This is a genomic window from Lentzea sp. HUAS12 (assembly GCF_024125735.1).
GTDB lineage: Bacteria > Actinomycetota > Actinomycetes > Mycobacteriales > Pseudonocardiaceae > Lentzea > Lentzea albida.
Map to the genome: position 1 here is coordinate 3246460 of NZ_CP099738.1, position 17204 is coordinate 3263663.

The window sequence follows — 17204 nt, forward strand, 5'->3', positions numbered from 1 at the left end:
GCTCCCATAGACGCTGCCGCCGCACGAGCCCTCTCGGAGACCACATGGATCGCGACGACGTGCCCTACCTCGACGCCACGCTGCCCACCGCAGAGCGGGTCGCCGACCTCCTCGGCCGCATGACGCTGGCCGAGAAGGTCGGCCAGATGATGCAGCTGGACTCGAGGGAGGACCTGGACGACCACGTGCTGCGCAAGCACGTCGGCTCGATCCTGCACACTTCGCCCGAACGAGTGCTGCGCGCGCAAGACCTCACCACGCGGACACGGCTGCGCGTGCCGCTGCTGATCGCCGAGGACTGCATCCACGGCCACTCGTTCTACGAGGGCGCCACGATCTTCCCGACGCAGCTCGGCATGGCGGCGTCGTGGGACCCGCGGCTCGTCGAGCAGGTCGCCCGCGTGACCGCCGTCGAGGCCGCCGCGACCGGTGTGCACTGGACGTTCTCGCCGGTCCTGTGCATCTCGCGCGACCTGCGCTGGGGCCGCGTGGACGAGACGTTCGGCGAGGACCCGGTGCTGATCGGTGAGCTCGCGGCCGCGATGGTCCGCGGTTACCAGGGCGACGGCCTGACCGACGAGACGGCGATCCTCGCGACCGCGAAGCACTTCGCCGGCTACTCGGAGACCCAGGGCGGCCGCGACGCGAGCGAGGCGGACCTGTCGCGCCGCAAGCTGCGTTCGTGGTTCCTGCCGCCGTTCGAGCGGGTCGCCCGCGAGGGCTGCGCGACGTTCATGCTCGGCTACCAGTCCACCGACGGTGTGCCGATCACGGTCAACTCGTGGCTGCTCGACGAGGTGCTGCGCGGTGAGTGGGGCTACAAGGGCACGCTCATCACCGACTGGGACAACGTCGGCCGCATGGTCTGGGAGCAGAAGCTGCAGCCCGACTACATGCACGCCGCCGCGGCCGCCGTGAAGGCCGGCAACGACATGATCATGACGACCCCGCAGTTCTTCGACGGCGCGCTGCAGGCCGTCGAGGAGGGGTTGCTGGCCGAGTCCGACCTCGACCGCGCGGTCACCCGCATCCTCACGCTGAAGTTCGACCTCGGGCTCTTCGAGAACCCGCGCAGGCCCGACGCCGAGCGCCAGCGCACGATGATCAACCACGACGACCACGTGGCGCTGAACCTACAGGTCGCGCGCCGGTCGCTGGTGCTGCTGCGCAACGACGGCGTGCTGCCGTTCGGGAAGCCCAGGGGCAGGATCGCGGTCGTCGGCCCGCTCGCGGACGACGCGCAGACGCAGCTCGGCGACTGGGCCGGTTCGTCCGGCCAGGCCGACTGGCTGCCCAACGGCCACCCGCGCGAGATGATCACGACCGTCCTGGACGGCCTGCGCGAGCTGTCGGCGGGTGAGGTCACCTACGCCCGCGGCGCCGACATCCTGACGCTGGAGCCGGACCCCGAGGGCGACACGTTCCCCGACGGCCAGCCGCGCCCGCCGGTGGTCAAGCCGTGCGCACCGGACGCGGACCTGATCGCCGAGGCCGTCGCGGCGGCGCAGGACGCCGACTACGTCGTCGCCGTCGTCGGTGACCAGATCGAGCTGGTCGGCGAGGGCCGGTCCACCGCCACGCTCGACCTGATCGGCGGCCAGATCGCCCTGCTGGACGCGCTGGCCGAGACCGGCAAGCCGCTGGTCGTGGTGCTGCTCGCGTCGAAGCCGCTGGTGCTGCCCGCCTCCGCCCGCAACGCCGCCGCGCTGCTGTGGGTGGCGAACCCCGGCATGCAGGGCGGCCGCGCGATCGCCGAGGTGCTGCACGGACTCGTCGAGCCGAGCGGACGCCTGCCGATCTCGTTCGCCGCGCACGCCGGCCAGCAGCCGACGTACTACAACCAGATCCGCGGTCAGCACGGCACGCGTTACGCCGACCTGACGCAGGAGCCGGCGTTCGCGTTCGGCGAGGGCCTGTCGTACACGACGGTCGAGTACGGCGACCTGCACGTGGAGACGGCGGTGCTGCGCCCGGACGAGACCGTCAAGGCGTCGATCACCCTGTCCAACACCGGCTCGCGGCCCTCCCGCGAGACCGTGCAGGTCTACGTCAGCGACGCCGTCACGTCGGTGAGCTGGGCGGACAAGGAGCTCAAGGCGTTCCAGCAGGTCGACGTGGAGCCCGGCGAGACCGTCAAGGTCGACCTGGAACTGCCGGTGTCGGACTGCACGATCGTCGACGCGGCCGGGGTGCGCGTGGTGGAGCCCGGCGAGTTCGTGCTCCTGGTGGGCCCGAACTCGAAGGACCTGCGCCGCGCGGAGTTCACCGTAAAGCCGCTGCCTTGAAGGGACCGGGCACGATCGTGAGGTAGCGGGGAGGGACCTCCACCGCCTTCGTGATCGCCTTCTTGACCGCCGGGACGAGGTCCGCGTCGACCAGTGCGACAGCGGGCCTGCCCGGCGGGTCGATCAACAGGCTGGCGCCGCGCGCGCCGGCTTCCAGGGCGGCCTCGACCACCGCGTCCTGCTCGGGATCCGGGTTCTGGGCGCGGTGGTAGGCCGTCAGTTCCGCCCCGAGGTCGTTCGTGCCCGGGGTGTGCGGGCGGTGCTCCTGCGGTTCCTCGCGCCTGATCCTCGTGTCGACCACCAGCAACCGCTGACCGGGCAGGTCGAGCGGTTCGGGGTCGGTCCGGTCGATCTCGCCGAGCGCGAGTCCGACGGCCGCGTCGAGGGCCTCGCTCGCGGACAGCCCGCTGCCGTGCGGCAGGTCCACGCTGCACATCAGCGTGGCACCGCCCCGCGCCCGCACACCTCGTGCCCAGGCCGGAACGTCCTCCGACGGCAGCACGGCGCGTTCGGCGGGGCGGTTCACCGACACGAGTTCGAGGACGCCGTCGTCGCGCAGGTCTCCCGCCACGATCGCACCCCACTTGGCGTGCACCTTGACGGCACCGCCCAGCAGGTTCAGCACGCCCGGCGCGTACCAGACGCCCTCGGCCGGCCGTCCGAACGTGCGCCGGAACGCGTGGGGCACCAGCCTGAGCTCGGGCGCGAGTTCGGGCCGGTCCGCGATGTCGACCGTCATGCGTGCTCCGCCGGAACCTTCTGGGCCAGCAACCGGTAGGCGTTGCCGTTGCCGGTGCGGGCGGCCGCGATCCTGTTCACCGTCTGGTCCAGCGCCAGCGCGACGAAGAACGCCGGGATGCCCAGCGACCACACGAGGAAGCTCCTCGTCCTGCGCAGCCTGACCTCCTCCGGACGCCACGGCGCGGGCGTCCTGGGTGCCTTGTCGCCGAGCCACAGCAGGAGGGCGAGCGTGAAGTCGTTGCAGAGGTGGGCTTCCTTGCGTTCGGTGGCCACCGTGGTCAGCCCGCGTTCGGCGAGCGCCTGCTCCAGGTTGCCGATCGGCATCATGTGCTGGTGCTGCGGCTGGAACCACGGCATCCAGTACCGGCCGAACATCCGGCCGAGCCGCCACTCCGGGTCGGGCAGCTCGATCAGCAGGTACCCGCCCGGCGGCAGCACGTCCGCCGCGATGTCGAGTTCCTCCCACGGGTCGCGCACGTGTTCCAGGTAGTGGTGCATGCTGATCACGTCGTACTGGCCCTTGAGCTCGCCCGCGAAGTCCTTGAAGCTGCCCCGGTAGGCGTTCTGGATCCGCCCGAGCCGGGCCGCGTCCTCGATCGCCGCGCCCTGGTCGAGCCCGTCGAACGTCGTCTGCGGCAGGACCTCCTTGGCGCCCAGGCAGAAGTGGGCGTGCCCGGAGCCGACGTCCAGCCAGCGCTCGGGCCTGGTGAACGGCTCGACCATGCGCGCCCGGCCGTAGTAGGGGTCGGTCTTGCCGGAGAACACCGCCTCGGCCGACGTCTCGCCGAGGCCGTCGTAGAAGTCGCGGTAGTAGAAGCCGAGGCCTTCCTCGGTCAGGCGCGGGTTCTGCCAGACGTGTCCACACTGGACGCAGCGGTCCATCGTGAACGTGCCGGGCTTGCGCTGCACCAGGTCCGTCGCGGTGACCCAGCGACGGAGTTCCGTGCCCCCGCACGACGGGCAGGTGTCGCGCGGTGCCTCGTGGAAGTTCTTGTCGCGGTTCTGCTCGTACCAGGGTCCGGCCTGCTTCAGGTGCTCGGCCTGCCGCTTCTCGGCCGTGGACTTCTTGCCCCCGGACGTCTTGAACCACAGGTAGGGCGTCCGCAGCACGCGCGGCACCCAGAGGTCACGCGGCTTCAGCGGCGTTCCGGCGAACACCAGGACCGGATGCGCCCAGTAGGCGGCGAGCGCGACGAGACCCCACCGCCAGTCCGTGACCAGGGCGCCGGCGACGGCCGCGTACCCGATGACCGAGCCCGCGATCCACAGCGACGGCCGCTTTCCCAGCTGCCGCAACGTCGCCGCGCGGTACCCGAGGTCGTACGGCCCGGCCTTCAGCCCCGGCGCGACCGCGATGTCGACCTTCGCGTGCACGTGGTCCTTGACCCGCCGCACGTACGCGACGAACTCGGTCGGGTCGTCGGGGTCGACGTCCTCGCGGTACCGCTCGCGCACCAGCACGGCCTGCGACGCGCTGATCCCGCGCGCCCACTGGTCGTCGCGGTACCTGCCGGGGTCGACCGCGCCGAGCAGGTCGAGCGCGGCCACGGTCGGCAGGTCGCGCGGCACCAGGTCGACGAGGTCCGCGTCGGTCTCCCACGAGCCTTCCGGATGGACCCCGGTGGCGGTGAGGAGCGAGTGCTCACCCACTCCCGAAGGGAGCACTCGCAGCTTGGACGCGCGGGACCGCAGGCGCAGGACGTCGAGGACGACGACGAGCACCACCAGCACGGTGAGGATCACCCTGCCACCACCTTTTCCAGTCGGTCGGCCGCGGCGGCTGCGCCACCCGCCGCGGAGAACGATGCGCGCACCCGTTCCGCGGCGGCCGCGTACTCCGGCTCGTCCAGCACGGATTCCAGTGCGCTGCGGATGTCTGCCGCCCTTGCCCGCGAGTACGTCAGCCGCACGCCCGCGCCCGCCTCGACGACCTGGGCGGCGACGGTCGGCTGGTCGTCCCGGATCGGTGCCACGACGAGCGGCAGCCCGTGGGCGAGGGCCTCGCAGACCGTGTTGTGGCCGCCGTGCGTGACGACCGCGTCCAGGTGCGGCATGAGGGCGAGTTGGGGCACGGACGGGAGGATCAGGACGTTGGGAGGCGCGGGGCGCGGCTCACCGACCACGACGGCGCGGACGGGCAGGTCGGTCACGGCTTCGAGGGCCTGCGTGAGGAAGCGCTCTCCAGCGGGGCCGTTGAGGGTGCCGAGCGAGACCAGGACGCCCCGTTCCTCGTCCTCGACCAGCCACTCCCACGGGAACCCGCCCCGCTCCACCCGGTGCTCCAGCGCCGGCCCGACGAACGCCACCTCGTCGCCGAACTCCCCCGCCACCAACGCCTTCGAGCTGTACACCAGCACCAGCCGGTCCGAGAACCTGATGTCCCCACCGGCGAAGTCGTGCAGCAGGTCCCGCACCCAGGCGTCGACCTTCGGCATCGTCCTCAGTGGATTGACCAGCTCCGCCGACGTCGACGCCGACGTCACCCACGGCAGCCCGGCCTCCCGCGCCACCACCGGTCCCGCGAGCGCCTGCTGGTCCGCGACGACCACGTCCGGCTGGAAGGCGCGCACCGCGTCCGCCACCCCGGGCACCATCGCGTGCCCCAGCGGGATCAGGAACTCCTCCCAGAAGAACTTCAGCACCGCCATCCCGCGCAACGCGAGCCAACGCTCCCGCTTCGCGCGGATCTCGGCTTCCAGGTCGTCGTCGATCGCCGGGAGGATCCTCGCGTTGTCCGGCAACAACGGCGCCAGGGTCGCGGGGTGCCCGACCCACGCCACGTCGTGCCCGCGCGCCAGCAGCTCACCGCCCACCGAGGCGGTCGGGTTGACGTGGCCGGTCAGCGGCGGCACCACGAACAGGAACCGGCTCATGACGGCAGCCAGTCGAAGAGCACGTCCAGCAGTTCGGCCGTGGCCTCGCGCAGGACCGTGTGCCCCAGGCCGGACACGACGTGCAGCCGGCACGACGGGATGCGTTCGCGCAGCTCGGCGGCGGCGCCGATCAGTTCGGACTCGGCGCCGTAGACCCCGAGCACCGGGCACCGCACCTCGCTCAGGTCGAGCTTCGCGCCGGAGCCGAGGTCGTCGATCAACGTCGTGCCGTTGAGCAACGCGTTGGCGTTCACCGCGAGCTTCGCGATCTTGCGCTGCCCCAGCGCCATCAGCTGGTCCTGCGTGCGGTCGAACTCCAGCCCCAGCGCCGCGACCGTCAGCGTGTTGGTGATGTCCTCGAACCACGCGTCGCCGACCACACCGCCGACCGCCGACTCGACCAGCACGACACCGCCGACGCGGTCGGGTGCCTGGACGGCCGCGTGCATCGCGACGACCCCGCCGTAGCTGTTGCCCAGCAGGTAGACCGGCTCGGTCACGCCGATCTCGTCCAGCACGGCGACGAGGTCGAGGGCGCTCTCCTCCGGCGTGTAGCCGGAGGGTGGCCGTTCGGACAGGCCGTGGCCGCGCAGGTCGAAGAGCACCGTGCCGAACCCGGCCTGGGCCAGCGGCGCGGCGAGCGTGTAGTAGAAGCTCGACAGGTTGTCCATCACCAGGCCGTGCACGAACACCACGGTCGGCCCGTCTCCCGGCCCGAGCCGCTGCACGTGGAAGCGCAGCCCTCGGGCGTGGACCTCAGACACGGGCCGTGATGTGGTCGACGAGCCGGCCGACGGACATCGCCATGATCTCGTCGATGTCCATGTCCGCCAGGAAGGCCACGAGGTCGACGCCGTAGTGGGCGTTGAGCTTGTCGGCCAGCGCGACGAACTCGATCGACTCCAGGCCCAGGTCGTCGCTGAACGTGGTGTCGCGGGTGATCTCCACGCCCAGCAGGAAGTCGGGCCCGACCACCTCGGTGATCAGCTTGCCGACCTGCTGCAGCACCTCGTCCATCAGATCTCCGTTCGCACGCGGGCCGCGGCTCGCCCTTGTTCGCTGGTCACTTCGGTGCGCGGGACGGCGAAGGCCCCGCGCACCCGTCCGTCGGCGGACACGGTCAGTTCGGCCGGGTAGACCGGCCCGGCGCCACGTCCCCACAGCCACGACCGGACGGCGTCCTTGGTCGCGATCACGCGCAGCAGCCAGTCGCGCTGGGCGGGCACGGCCAGGCCGCCGTAGTGCAGGCGTTCGGCCGAGTTCAGGTAGCGGCGCATGATCAGGTCGCGGGTGGCGCTGTCGGACCAGTTCTCGGTGACCCGCAGCCACTCACCGTCCACGACGGACAGCATCTCGGTGCCGGGCCTGAGCTTCACCTGCCAGATCCGGTCGTCGGTGGTGAAGCGGCGGGTGGTCCAGCCGGTGATCCGGCACCACAGCGCGCCGTCCGCGGTCAGCTCGGCGTCCGCGACCATGGTCTGGCCGGTGACCTCGCGGATCCACGCGGTGCAGTGGACGTCGCCGGTCGGCACCGGCCCGTGGAACGTCACCTGCTCGATCCCGGTCGGCAGCACGGTCTGGTCCTCCGTGCGGCAGACCTGCATCCAGTGCCCGATCAGCTGTCCCGCGCTGTCGAGCAGCGCTCCGGGCGCGGGCAACGGGGTCAGCACGCCCGCGATCCCGTTGTCCGCCAAGCAGTCGATCTTCGTGACGCCCGCGAACGCCGGTCCGTGGAACATCCAGTTGTCGCTGTACAGCTCGGCGGCGCTCACAGGTGCCTCGCGGACGCCTTCCAGCTCCTCGCCGACGCGCCGCGGTGCCTGCGGGGACATCAGCACGACGCCCTCGGCGTAGTCGCCGACCCGGACGGCCACGCGGTCCGCTGCTTCGGCACGGGCGGAGATCTTCACCGTCGTCGCGGGCAGCGCCGTGAGCCAGCGCTTGGCCCTGACCTGTGCGAACCCGTGCACGGTGCCGCCGGTGAGCCGGCGCGCGGCGTCCGCGAACACCTCCAGCAGACCGGTCGCGGGCACGATCGGGAACCCGTCCTCGAGGTCGGGCCAGCCGGGCGCCTGCGGGAACACCGAGTGATCGGCCAGTTCCGGCATGGTCCGCAGGGAGAACTCGCGGGTGAACCCGGCCTCGTTCGGCCGCAGCGCGCTGACGACCTCGCGCGCGACGGCGTTGGTGTGCGCCAGGAGTTTGTTGACCGCGGCGGACATCGGGCCGTCGTCCGACACCGGCACGGGTTCGGCGCCGAGCGGCTGCACCTCGATCCGGGGCGTGCCGAGCCGGAGCTTGACCCCGTGGGCGGTGCCGCGCTTGAGCCCGAACGCCCACAGCGCTTCGGGCGCGATGCCGGCGTTGACGGCGATGTGGGGCTTGCCGGACAGCGTGTCACCGATGAAACCCGGCAGGCTGCCCTGTCCGATCTGGACGAACGCGCGGAAGCCCGCGCCGTGCAGGCGTTCGAGCAGCGGCCGGAACCGGACGGGCTCGACCAGGTGGCGCAGGACCAGGTCGCGGACGTCGTCGGCGGCCATCGGTTCGAGGGAGTTGGCCGACCAGACGGGGATGTCCGACGTGCGGACCGGCAGTGCGTCCAGCATCTCCCTGGCCCGCCCCAGGTGGGGAGCGAGCGCCGGGGTGTGGAAGCCCGTGCGGAACGGCATCAGCTGCGCCATCACGCCGTCGGCCTTCAGGGTGCCCAGCACCTCTTCGAGGCGGTCGACCGGACCGCAGATCACCGACTGATGCGGGCAGTTGTCGTGGCTGATCGTCACGCCCTCGACCAGGTACCGCTCGGCGGTGCCGGCCGAGCACCCCAGTGCGGCGTAGGCGACGTCGACCACCGCGACCGCGCCGGGACCGAGCGCTCCGACGAACTCGTCGATCGTCGGGTAGATGCCGCCGACGACCATCGCGGTCCACTCGCCCATGCTGTGCCCCGCCAGCGCTCCCGGCGTGATGCCGAGCGCCATCAGTTCGCGGGCCCGTGCCCGGCCGTCCTGCAGCAGTCCGACGGCGTGGTCGACGACCTCACCGCCGAACTCGCGCTCGAAGCCGGGGAACACGAACGCGACCTGGTCGGTGCCGGTCAGCAACGGCTGCGGGCTGAACCAGATGTCGTGGCGGCCGGGCCAGGCCTTGCCCTGCGCCAGCACGCGTTCGGCGAGCTTGAGCTTGCGGTCGTCCGGGTCGCCGATGGCCAGCCGGAACGCCCTGTCCGCGGTGGACGTCCGGCGGTTCTTCAGTGCCGTGACCAGTTCCTCGGCGGTGTCGGCGGCGAACGTCATCACCGGCTTGCGCGGCCGCGCGATGGTGTGGCCGTCGAGCACCGCGTGGGCGTTGATCCCGCCGAACCCGAACGCGTTGACGACCGCGCGATGCCGTCCGGTCCACTCGCGAGCACTCGTCACGGGCGTGAACCTGGTGCCGGTCAAGCTGCCGTGCGGGTTCTCGACGTGCAGGGTCGGCGGAAGCGTGTTGTGGTGCAGGGCGAGCGCGGCCTTGATCAGCCCGGCCATGCCGGCGGCGGGCATCGCGTGGCCGATCATCGACTTGACCGTGCCGATGCCGATCTCGTCGCCGTCCGCGCCGAAGGCGTTGATCATCGTCTGGAGTTCGGCGGCGTCACCGGCGGGGGTGGCGGTGCCGTGCGCCTCGATGAGCCCCGGCGACTGCGTCCGGGGATCGAGGCCGGCGTTGGCCCAGGCCCGGTGCACGGCGAGGAGCTGGCCTTCGGGGTTGGGCGTCATCATGCTGGTGGCGCGGCCGTCGCTCGCGGTGCCGACACCGCGGATCACCGCGTAGACGCGTTCGTCCCGGACGTCCTCCACCCGCTTCAGCACGACCATGCCGACACCCTCGGACAGCAGGGTGCCGTCGGCCGCCGCGTCGAACGGCCGGATCCGCTGCTGCACGCTCAACGCCCTGAGCTGCGTGAACACGCTCCACAACGTCGGGTGGTGGCAGACGTGGACGGCGCCGGCGATCATGGCGTCCGCGCGGCCCTCCTGGAGTTCGCGGACGGCGTGCTCGACGGCGACCAGCCCGGACGCGCAGGCCGCGTCGACCGTGTACGCGGTGCCCTTGAGGTCGAACCGGTTCGCGATGCGCGAGGCCGCGAGGTTCGGCACGAGCCCGATCGACGCCTCGGGCTGATCGGGTCCGAGGCGCTCGCGAATCGCCTGGCGAACGGTGTCCAGCTCGGTTCCGGCGAGGCTCGGGAACAGGTCCTTCACCACCGACACGACCTCGTCCGCGAGCCTGACCTTCTGGTCGAGTCGCGCGCATCCCGGTGTCAGGTAACCGCCGCGTCCGACGACGACACCGACGCGGTCCCGCGACGGCAGCACGGCCTCTCCCCCGGCGTCCGCAAGCGCTTCCGCGGCCGTGGCGAGGGCGAGCAGCTGGTCGGGCTCCGCGCCGTCCACAGTGGACGGCATGATGCCGAAGCGGGTCGGGTCGAACTCGGCGAGGTCGTCGACGAACCCGCCGCGGCGGCAGTAGAACCGGTCGCCGGTCCTGCTGTCCTGGTCGTAGTAGGTGGCCGGGTCCCAGCGGCCGGGCGGGATCTCCCCGATCGCGTCGACACCGGCGGCGATGTTGCGCCAGAACGCCGCCGCGTCGGGGGCACCGGGGAAGACGGCGCCGATCCCGACGATCGCTATGCCTCCCATCGGTAGACCACCTGCACGTCGCGGCCGTTCGCGATCTCGTCGAGCAGCGCCGACACGCCCTGGCGCGGCTCGATCAGCGGGATGCCGCGCCGCGCGTACTCGTCCGCGAGCCCGACCGCCATGCCCGCGCCCGCCCAGGGGCCCCAGTCGACGGCGACGACCCGGCGTTGCGCGCCCCAGAACCGCGCCATCCGGTCGAGCGCGTCGTTGGCCGCCGAGTAGTCGGCCTGCCCGCGGTTGCCGAACACGCCGCTGACGCTGCCGAACAGCACGAGGAAGCCGTCACCGAACGCCTTGGCCCCGTTGACCTTCGTCGCCCAGACCCGGTCGAACGACTCCTGCGTCTTGGCGTCGATCAGCTTGTCGTCCAGCACCCCCGCACCGTGGACGACACCGTCGAGCCGGCCGAACCGGGCCAAGATGTCGTCGACGACCCTGCCCACGGCCTCGGCGTCGGTGACGTCGCACTGGTGGTACCGCACGCTGGAAGCCCGCGCCCGCAACCGTTCCAGCGTGGCCCGCACCTCGCGCTCCGCCAGGACCTTGCGCGCCTTGGCCGGAACGGCGTCGGTCTCCCCCAGCTCGAACAACGCCTTCACGAGCGCGGGCTCGGTCGTGGCGTGGGCGAGCCGGTGGTCCTCCGGCGCGATCGGCGTGCGGCCGATCAGCTCGATGTGACACCCGGTCCGGTCGGCGAGCTCCTGCGCCGCCAGGGCGGTGATGCCGCGTGCGCCACCGGTCAGCAGCACGACGCTGTCGGCGTCGAGGTCGAGTGAAGCGGTCTCCTCGAGGTCCTCGGGAACCGCCTCGATGAGCTGACGCTTGCCGGCCTGGTACCCGACGACGGCCGGGCCGGGCCCGATCTCGGCGAGCAGCGCTGTGGCGATGTCTCGGTGACTCTCCTTGGGGTTGACGTCGACCGACCGCACGACGAGGTCCGGGTACTCGAGCGCGGCCGTGCGGATCAACCCGTGCAGGCCGATGTCCGCGGGCAGTTCGTCGGGCTGGTGGTCGAAGCCGAACGTGCCGCCGCCCGTGGTGACCACGACGAGCGCCACACCGTTCGTCACGCACGCCTTGACCTCGCTGAACGCCTCCGGCAGCCGGGCGCCGAGCCTGACGACGACGTCGATGCCGGTCAGGTCCGCCGGGAACGCCGGTTCGACGCGCGGGCGGGCGGTGTGGCGTTCGAGGAGGTCGGCGAGTTCGAGCCCGATGCCGTTGTCGTCGACGACGAGGACGGTCTTGCCGGTGAGGTCGGGAGGGGTGGCGGGCCCGGTGGCGACCACCTGCGGCACGAGCCTGACCAACCTGCCCGTCCCCGCCTCGATCGCCTTCGACTTCGGGGGTTCGGCGAGAGCCGGAGCCTCCCCGAACCAGCCCACGATGGCGTCGATCGTCTTGAGCTGCGCCAGGTCGTCCACCGACCCCGCCGCACCCAGCTCCGCCGCCAGCTCGCCCACGATCTCCGTGCGCTTGATCGAGTCGATCGACAGATCGGCTTCCAGGTCCAGCCCCGGCAACAGCATCTCGACCGGGTAGCCGGTGCGCGTGCTGATCGTCTGGATCACGACGGCCCGCACGTCCGTGGCCGCGGGCGCGGCCACGGGTGCCGAGCCGAACCACCCGACGATGCCCTCGATGGTCTTGAGCTGCGCCAGCTCGTCCACCGACCCGGCGGCCCCCAGTTCGGCCACCAGCTCGCCGACGATCTCGGTGCGCTTGATCGAGTCGATCGACAGGTCCGCTTCCAGGTCCAGCCCCGGCTGCAACATCTCGACCGGGTAGCCGGTGCGCGTGCTGATCGTGCGCAGCACGACCGCACCCACGTCCTCCTGCGGCTTGACCACCACCACCGGTTCCGCCACGGCCACCGGCTGGTCGATCACCTGCGGGGGCGCTGCGGCGGGCGCGGTGCCGAGGTAGCTCAGCAGCACGTCGCGCTGCGCGCTCACCGCGTCCCGCATGCCGTCCAGGAACTTCTCGACGATCTCGTCCCGGCCGAGCCCCGAGCTCACCCGCAGCGTCGGGAACTCCGTCGCGGGTCGCAGCCCGCCGGGCAGTGCGTCGCCGTTCGCGTCGCGCACGAGTCCTCCATCCACGTACCAGCCCGGCCGTGGCGGCACCGCCGTGGCGGGTTCGGCCCTGTCCTCGAACAGCGGTGCGGTGTCCACCTCGACTCCGGCGACCGCGAGTGCTGCCAGCGTGCGCAGGAACGTCATGTGGTCGTCGCAGCGCAACGCCTGGTGCGGGCGGTCGCCGAGGGTCTTGCCCACGAGCGACGTCAGCACGCCGCCGGGGCCCGCCTCGACGAAGATCCGCGCTCCCGCCGCGTACATCGACTCGACCTGCTCCACGAACCTCACCCGGCCCGCGAGTTGCGCGGAAAGCCCGTCCGCGATGTCGTGGTGCGGCTCGGCGGACACGTTCGACCACACGGGGAACCGCAGCTCCCCCACCGGAACGTCCGCCAGCCGAGCGGCGAACCGCGACCGCGCGCCGGCCATCAGCGGACTGTGGAACGCGGCGGCGACCGGGATGTCCTTCACGGTCAGCCCGGCGCTCCTCAACGCCTCCACGGCACCGCGGACGGCCCCGGTCGGTCCGGAGATCACGACCTGGTCGGGCGCGTTGTGGTTGGCCACCACGACATCGGACGGCAGCAGCGCCTCGACCTCGGCCACCGGCGCGGACACCGCCGCCATCGTGCCGGGGTCCTCGCCGACGGCCTCCAGCATCGCCTCGGCACGCGCCGCGCTGAGTTCCAGCAGCTCGGTGGAACCGAACGCACCGGCCGCCGACAGCGCGACCAGCTCGCCGTAGCTGTGGCCACCGGCCAGATCCGGCCGCACGCCGACGGACTCCAGCAGCGAGGTCACCATCAGGCCCGCGATGCCGAGCGCCGGCTGGGCGTTGCGGGTGTCGGTGATCTCCGCGCGCTGGCGTGCCACGTCGTCGGCGGTCAGCGCGGCCGGTGGGTACATCACGCGCTCGTAGCGCTCGTCGAGGAAGTCCTGCAAGCGCGGGAAGGCCGTGACGAGGTCGAGCAGCATGCCCGGCCGCTGGCTGCCCTGGCCGGGGTACAGGAACCCGACCTGGGGCCGCTCCCCCGTCCGCAGCGACACCACGTCGGAAGCGCGCCAGGCTTCGACGTCCGCCAACGCGGCCAGCAGCGTGGTGTGGTCGCTCACCACGAACGCCGCCTGCACCGTGCCCTCACCACAGGCCGCTGCCAGTGAGCGCAACGGGGTCCGTTCGTCGGCCAGGGCGCGGAGCCGGGCGGCTTCCCGTTGCGCGGCAACGGAGTCGTCGCCGCGGATCAGGAACAGCTCGGCGGGCCAGGCGGTCAGGCCGTGGCGGGGTTCGTCGGCGCCGGTGTACCCCGCGATCACGGTGTGGAAGTTCGTGCCGCCGAAACCGAACGCGCTCACGCCCGCGACCCGGTTCCTGCTCGCCCACGTGCGGTGGCCGAAGGTGAACGGGCTCGTGCCGGCGTCCCAGAACGCGTTGGGCTGCCGGACGTGCAGCGTGCCGGGCCGCAGTCCGGTGTGGACGGCCAGCGACGCCTTGATCAGGCCGGCGAGCCCGGCCGCGCACTTGGTGTGGCCGATCTGCGACTTGACCGAGCCGATCGTGCACGTGCCGGGTTCGACGCCGGAGAACATCTCGGTCAGCGACGCGAGCTCGGTCCGGTCTCCCACCACGGTCCCCGTGCCGTGCGCCTCGACCAGCCCGACGTCGGTGACCGGCAGCCCGGCCGCCGCGTAGGCGCGGCGCAGTGCTCGTTGCTGACCTTCCGGACGGGGTGCGGTCAGGCCCCTCGACCGACCGTCGCTCGACGCGCCGATGCCCTTGATCACCGCGTAGACCCGGTCGCCGTCGCGTTCGGCGTCGGCGAGCCGCTTGAGCACGACCGCCGCCACGCCCTCACCGAGCGCGATGCCGTCCGCCGCCGAGTCGAAGGTGGCGCAGCGCCCCTGGGCCGACAGGGCTTTCACCGAGGCGAACATCTGGTAGTCGTGCGCGCTGTTGTGCAGGTCGACCGCGCCGCACAGCACCATGTCACTCGTGCCGCCGACGAGTTCCTTGCACGCCACGTCGAGCGCGGCGAGGCTGGACGCGCAGGCCGCGTCGACCGTGTAGTTCGCGCCACCGAGGTCGAGGCGGTTCGCGACGCGTCCGGCGATCACGTTGCCGAGCACCCCGGGGAACGAGTCCTCGGTGAGCGCCGGCAGGTGGTCGTCCAGGCCGCGGATTCCCAGCGCGGGCAACGCCGTGCGGACCGTGTAGGCGTTCGCGAGGTCGGCTCCGGCCTCGGCACCGAAGATCACCGACGTGCGCTCGCGGTCGAACACCCGCGTCGCGTAGCCCGCGTCGGCCAAGGCCTTCGCCGATACCTCCAGCGCCAGCAGCTGAGCCGGTTCGATCGACGTCAGCGAGGCGGGCGGGATGCCGTACGCGAGCGGGTCGAAGGCCGTGCGCGGGAGGAAGCCGCCCCAGCGGAACGGGCTGCCGTAGCGCTCCGGCGACCAGCGGTCCGGCGGGACCTCGGTGACGGAGTCGGTGCCCGCCAGGACGTTCGCCCAGAACTCGGCGACGTCCCGCGCGCCCGGCATGATCGCCGCCATGCCGACGATGGCGACGTCCAGCGGCTCCGGTTCGACGGTGTCCTCGTCGACCCCCGCGACCACACCGGAGACGATGTCCTCGTGCAGCGCGGCGATCGTGGTGCGTTCGGACCGCAGCGTCGCGACCTGGCCGATCATGAACATGCCTTCGCGGCGCTGCTCGTCCTCGCCGACCTCCTTGAGCACGCCCTCCTCGCGCACGAGGCCGCGGCTCGCGAGCCGGAGCCGTCCGAGGTTGAGCTGTTCGAGCCTCTCCCAGCTCTCCTGCTTCGACAGGCCGGTCAGCTCCGCACGCGCCTGCTCGAACGTGTCCACATAGGACGTCTGCGCGCAGCGGACCGCGTGGCCGGGCGAGGTCTCCAGCAGCGCGGTGTCCTCGCACTCCAGCGCGACCTGCTGGAACACCGGCTGGATCGCGCCGTGCGTCACGGCTTCCTCGGTGAACAGGTAGGCCGTGCCGACGAGAACGCCCACGGCCACACCCCGTGCCGCGATCGACGCGGTCATGGCGGAGATCATCGCCGCGGAACGGGCGTCGTGGATGCCGCCCGCGAACAACGCGACAACGTCCTTCTCACGGCCGCGCAGCACGTCGATCTGTTGCTGCCACAACGTGAAGCTGGTGCGCGGGCCGGTGTGGCCGCCGCACTCGGAGCCCTCGAAGACGAACTTGCGCGCGCCCTCGTCGAGGAACCGGCGCAGCAACGCGGGCGACGGCACGTGCAGGAACGCCTCGATCCCGGCGTCCTCCAGCTCGCGGGCCTGCGCGGGCGTGCCACCGGCGACGATCGCGTACTTCGGACGGACGGCCAGCACGGCCTCCATCTGCCGCGCCCGCAGCTCCGCCGGCGCGAACCCGAGCAGCCCGACGCCCCACGGCCGGTCGCCGAGCTTGCCGGCGGTGGTCTCCAGCAGTTCGCGGACCGCCGGACCCTCCATCAACGCGAGCGCGAGGAACGGCAGCGCGCCACCCGCGGCGACGGCAGCGGCGAACGCCGGTTGGTCGCTGACACGGGTCATCGGCCCCTGCGCGATCGGGTAGCGCAGACCGGGCACGCGGTCGCAGAACGGTCCGGCCGGCCGGACCGACCGGTGCTCACCCACGAGGGTGAGATTGTCCCGAATGCCCCGCGCAATCGCGCCGACCACACCGCCGACGGTCCCGAACGAGGTACGGTAAGAATCAGCCAAGGAACCTTCTTGACCAATTTCGAGCGCGTTTTGACGAACATGCACGCGTAACCCGTCGTTCACGACGGTGTCGGCGCCGTCCATCAACCGGACCGCGTTGACAAATTCGCCGGAAATATGTTTTCGGGCCTCCGCGACGAGCGCGAGCTGGCCCTCCAGCACCACACCGCGAGCACCGCCGGCGATGGCGGCGGCGGCCGTGTCGGGCCCGATCGAACCGGCCACCCAGACCGGCAGATCGGTCAGCGCGAGCACCTGCTGGAGCAGCACGAACGCGGGCGAGCCACCCACTCGGCCGCCCGACTCGGCACCCTTCGCGATCAGCCCCGTCGCCCCGAACTCGATCGCCGCAGTCGCTTCCGCCACCGAGGTGACGATCACGAGGACGCGGCGTTCACCCAGCTCAGCGCGGTTCGGCGTGTACCGGGCGAGATCCACCACGACGGTGTCGACGGCCTGCGGCAGAGGCACCGCCAGCGGCCCGTGCAGTCTCACCCCGAACGCGCGCGGGTGACGCGCGGCGACCCGCGCGAGGTCGGCGGCGGCAGCGGGCCCGAGGTCGAGCACGCCGAGCCCGCCCGCCCGTTCGGCGGCGACCACGAGGGCCGGGTTGGGGGCGCTGAACGGACTCAGGCACAGCACCCGTTCTCGATCCGACAGCATCTTCACTGCGCTCACTTCCTCACCCTGCAGGGGTGGGGAGAAAGGAATTCAGCTAGGGTTCCTACTGGTCGGTACGGTTACGATGCGCTCACCGTACGCACAAACCCGAGGTGTCGTCGAGAGGGTGATGAAACTTTCTCA

At 71.8% G+C, this 17204-nt stretch carries 8 protein-coding genes; 1 reads left to right on the forward strand and 7 read right to left on the reverse strand.

From position 1 onward, the window contains the following. Positions 1 to 44: 44 nt before the first annotated feature. Positions 45 to 2285 (forward strand): glycoside hydrolase family 3 N-terminal domain-containing protein, encoded by a 2241-nt coding sequence (locus tag ND450_RS14160; protein WP_253326590.1) that lies wholly within the window; start codon positions 45 to 47, stop codon positions 2283 to 2285. Here ND450_RS14160 and ND450_RS14165 read toward each other — a convergent pair. Genes ND450_RS14165 through ND450_RS14195 form a run of 7 tightly spaced genes read right to left on the reverse strand, consistent with a single transcriptional unit; the run spans position 2263 to position 17078 of the window. Next, a complete protein-coding gene (locus tag ND450_RS14165) occupies positions 2263 to 3024 on the reverse strand; it encodes a hypothetical protein (RefSeq protein ID WP_253326591.1) in 762 nt (253 codons plus the stop codon). The genes ND450_RS14160 and ND450_RS14165 overlap by 23 nt on opposite strands. Then, positions 3021 to 4769 (reverse strand): class I SAM-dependent methyltransferase, encoded by a 1749-nt coding sequence (locus ND450_RS14170; RefSeq protein WP_253326592.1) that lies wholly within the window; start codon positions 4767 to 4769, stop codon positions 3021 to 3023. Before ND450_RS14170 ends, ND450_RS14165 begins: the two co-directional genes overlap by 4 nt. After that, positions 4766 to 5899 (reverse strand): glycosyltransferase, encoded by a 1134-nt coding sequence (locus ND450_RS14175; RefSeq protein WP_253326593.1) that lies wholly within the window; start codon positions 5897 to 5899, stop codon positions 4766 to 4768. Before ND450_RS14175 ends, ND450_RS14170 begins: the two co-directional genes overlap by 4 nt. Next, positions 5896 to 6663 (reverse strand): alpha/beta fold hydrolase, encoded by a 768-nt coding sequence (locus ND450_RS14180; RefSeq protein WP_253326594.1) that lies wholly within the window; start codon positions 6661 to 6663, stop codon positions 5896 to 5898. The genes ND450_RS14175 and ND450_RS14180 overlap by 4 nt, the downstream gene beginning before the upstream one ends. After that, a complete protein-coding gene (locus ND450_RS14185; protein ID WP_089910843.1) occupies positions 6656 to 6916 on the reverse strand; it encodes an acyl carrier protein in 261 nt (86 codons plus the stop codon). Before ND450_RS14185 ends, ND450_RS14180 begins: the two co-directional genes overlap by 8 nt. Continuing rightward, entirely contained in the window at positions 6916 to 10581 is a 3666-nt protein-coding gene (locus ND450_RS14190; RefSeq protein WP_253326595.1) for a beta-ketoacyl synthase N-terminal-like domain-containing protein, read from the reverse strand. The genes ND450_RS14185 and ND450_RS14190 overlap by 1 nt, the downstream gene beginning before the upstream one ends. Then, positions 10569 to 17078 carry a type I polyketide synthase gene (locus ND450_RS14195; RefSeq protein ID WP_253326596.1) on the reverse strand — a complete coding sequence of 2170 codons (6510 nt, stop codon included), beginning with the start codon at positions 17076 to 17078 and terminating at the stop codon, positions 10569 to 10571. The genes ND450_RS14190 and ND450_RS14195 overlap by 13 nt, the downstream gene beginning before the upstream one ends. Positions 17079 to 17204 lie beyond the last annotated feature (126 nt).

What these genes read in the sequence shown, in the direction of transcription:
- ND450_RS14160 (WP_253326590.1), top strand. Translation starts at nt 45, where the DNA reads ATGGATCGCGACGACGTGCCCTACCTCGACGCCACGCTGCCCACCGCA.
- ND450_RS14165 (WP_253326591.1), bottom strand. Translation starts at nt 3,024, where the DNA reads ATGACGGTCGACATCGCGGACCGGCCCGAACTCGCGCCCGAGCTCAGG.
- ND450_RS14175 (WP_253326593.1), bottom strand. Translation starts at nt 5,899, where the DNA reads ATGAGCCGGTTCCTGTTCGTGGTGCCGCCGCTGACCGGCCACGTCAAC.
- ND450_RS14185 (WP_089910843.1), bottom strand. Translation starts at nt 6,916, where the DNA reads ATGGACGAGGTGCTGCAGCAGGTCGGCAAGCTGATCACCGAGGTGGTC.
- ND450_RS14190 (WP_253326595.1), bottom strand. Translation starts at nt 10,581, where the DNA reads ATGGGAGGCATAGCGATCGTCGGGATCGGCGCCGTCTTCCCCGGTGCC.